General features: G+C 68.4%; 2 protein-coding genes. Both read left to right on the top strand.

Going from position 1 to position 2,374, the window contains the following annotated elements; all coding sequences use genetic code 11:
- The first annotated feature begins 177 nt into the window (after nucleotides 1-177).
- Nucleotides 178-834, top strand: a complete 657-nt coding sequence (locus I5I_RS02165) for a response regulator (RefSeq protein ID WP_036315954.1) — start codon at nucleotides 178-180, stop codon at nucleotides 832-834.
- 139 nt (nucleotides 835-973) lie between these two features.
- A complete protein-coding gene (locus I5I_RS02160) occupies nucleotides 974-2,356 on the top strand; it encodes an MFS transporter (protein WP_036315951.1) in 1,383 nt (460 codons plus the stop codon).
- The last annotated feature ends 18 nt before the right edge of the window (nucleotides 2,357-2,374 follow it).

Below are 2,374 nucleotides of genomic sequence, written 5' to 3'. Positions count from 1 at the left end.
AGCTGGCGCGCCGCCGTGGGGGCGACGTCTGGCTCATCGAGGCCGCGGGGACGTCCGCGCTCACGGGGCGGTGTTCGGTGCCCGGTTGTGCGGCGTTCTGGGAGATGCCCTCGGTGGTGGCTCCTCCGACGCCGGGCCCGTACCCGATCGATTCATCGACCGAAGGGATCCCCCCTCATGACCACTCCCCTTCGCGTCCTCGTCGTCGACGACGACTTCCGCGTCGCCGGGCTGCATCGCGAGATCGTGGCCGAGCGCCCCGGCTACCACGCCCTCGCACCGGTGCGCACGCTGGCCGACGCGACCGCCGCCGTCCGCACAGAACGCCCCGATCTTCTGCTCGTCGACGCGTACCTGCCCGACGGCGACGGGATCGCATTCGTCCGCGAGAACCCGATCGACGCCTTCGTACTCTCGGCCGCGACCGACGCGCTGACGGTGCGCCGCGCCCTGCGCGCCGGAGCGCTCGGCTACCTCGTGAAGCCGTTCGAGCGGCGCGCCCTCGTGGAGGTCCTCGATCGCTACGCGCGCTTTCGCAACGTGCTCGACGAGGAGCGCAGCGTGTCGCAGGACGAGATCGATCGAGCGCTCGGCATCCTGCACGCGGGCGGCGACACGTCGTCAGTGTCACGATCGGCGACCGAGCGGGTGATCCTGGGCGCGCTCGGCGACGACGAGTCCTCGGCGGCGGAGATCGCCGACCGGGCGGGAGTCTCGCGCGCCACTGCGCAGCGCCACCTCGCGACGTTGGCGACCCGCGGGATCGTGGACGTGCGTTTGCGCTACGGCACCACGGGGCGCCCCGAGCACCGGTACGTGCGTCGACGCGCATAGCGGAGCCTGCGTGCGCCCGTCGGTGCACGCGTGCACAGGCACTGTGCAGCGCTGAACCTTGTACCTGAATCACTTTTCAGGTAGCGTCCACGGCGCGGCATCTCTCGTCGCATCGCGCTCTACAAGGAGGTATCAGCGCATGGTTTCAGCGACCGCTTCGCACCGCACGCCCCCGCAGTCCGGTCTCCGCCGCGTCGTCAGCGCCTCGATGGCCGGCACGATCGTCGAGTGGTACGAGTTCTTCCTCTACGCCACCGCGGCCACGCTCGTGTTCAACCTGATCATGTTCCCGCCGTCCGACGATCCGTATGCGGGCATCATCGCGGCATTCGTCACGTATGCGGTCGGGTTCGTCGCCCGCCCCCTCGGCGGCATCGTCTTCGGTCACTTCGGCGACAAGTACGGTCGCAAGAAGCTGCTGCAGCTGGCCATCGTCCTCGTCGGGGTGGCGACCTTCCTCATGGGGTGCCTGCCGACCTTCCAGCAGGTGGGCTACTGGGCACCGGCGCTGCTGGTGCTGCTGCGCTTCGCCCAGGGCTTCGCCGTCGGTGGCGAATGGGGCGGCGGCGTGCTGCTGGTGGCCGAGCACTCCCCCGACAGGACCCGCGGCTTCTGGGCATCGTTTCCCCAGGCGGCCGTGCCGATCGGCAACCTCGTCGCGACTGTCGTGCTGCTCGTGCTCAGCCGCACCCTCTCCGCCGAGGCGTTCCTCGCCTGGGGCTGGCGCGTCGGCTTCTGGCTGTCGGTGGTGATCGTGGCGATCGGCTACTACATCCGCACCAAGATCAGCGATGCGCCGATCTTCCTGGAGGCGCAGAAAGAGGCGGAGGAGCAGAAGCACGATCGCTACGGCGTGTTCGAGGTCGTCCGCCGCTACCCGCGCGGCGTGCTCACCGCGATGGGTCTGCGCTTCGCGGAGAACATCATGTACTACCTCGTGGTCACCTTCTCGATCACGTACCTGAAGATCGCGTTGGACGTGAACACCGCCGAGATCCTCGGCATGCTGGTGATCGCGCACATCGTCCACATGATCGTCATCCCGCTGGTCGGGGCTCTCGCCGACCGCATCGGCCGAAAGCCGGTGTACGCGATCGGCACGGTCGGAGCAGCGGCGTGGGGCTTCATCGCCTTCCCCATGTTCAACACGAAAGAGCCCGCGATCATCATCCTGGCGATCTGCCTGGGCCTGGTGATCCACTCGTTCATGTACGCACCCCAGCCGGCGATCATGTCGGAGATGTTCCCGACGCGCATGCGCTACTCGGGCGTCTCGCTCGGCTACCAGGTGACGTCCATCGTCGCCGGCTCACTCGCGCCGATCATCGCGACAGCGCTGCTGTCGGCCTCGGGCAGTTACATCCCCGTCGCGCTGTATCTGGCGGTCGCCGCCGCCATCACCTTGATCGCCGTCGTCTCGATGCGCGAGACCAAGGGCAGCTCCCTGCACGATCTCGACCGCGTGGATCGCGAACGCCTGGTCGCCGAGACGGGCACGGTGCGGGTGCAGCCCACGCGCTGAGCACGTAAAANGGGAGGG

Origin of the sequence: Microbacterium sp. B24 (assembly GCF_000333415.1) — a bacterium.
GTDB lineage: Bacteria > Actinomycetota > Actinomycetes > Actinomycetales > Microbacteriaceae > Microbacterium.
This window is presented reverse-complemented; position numbering and strand designations above follow the sequence as displayed.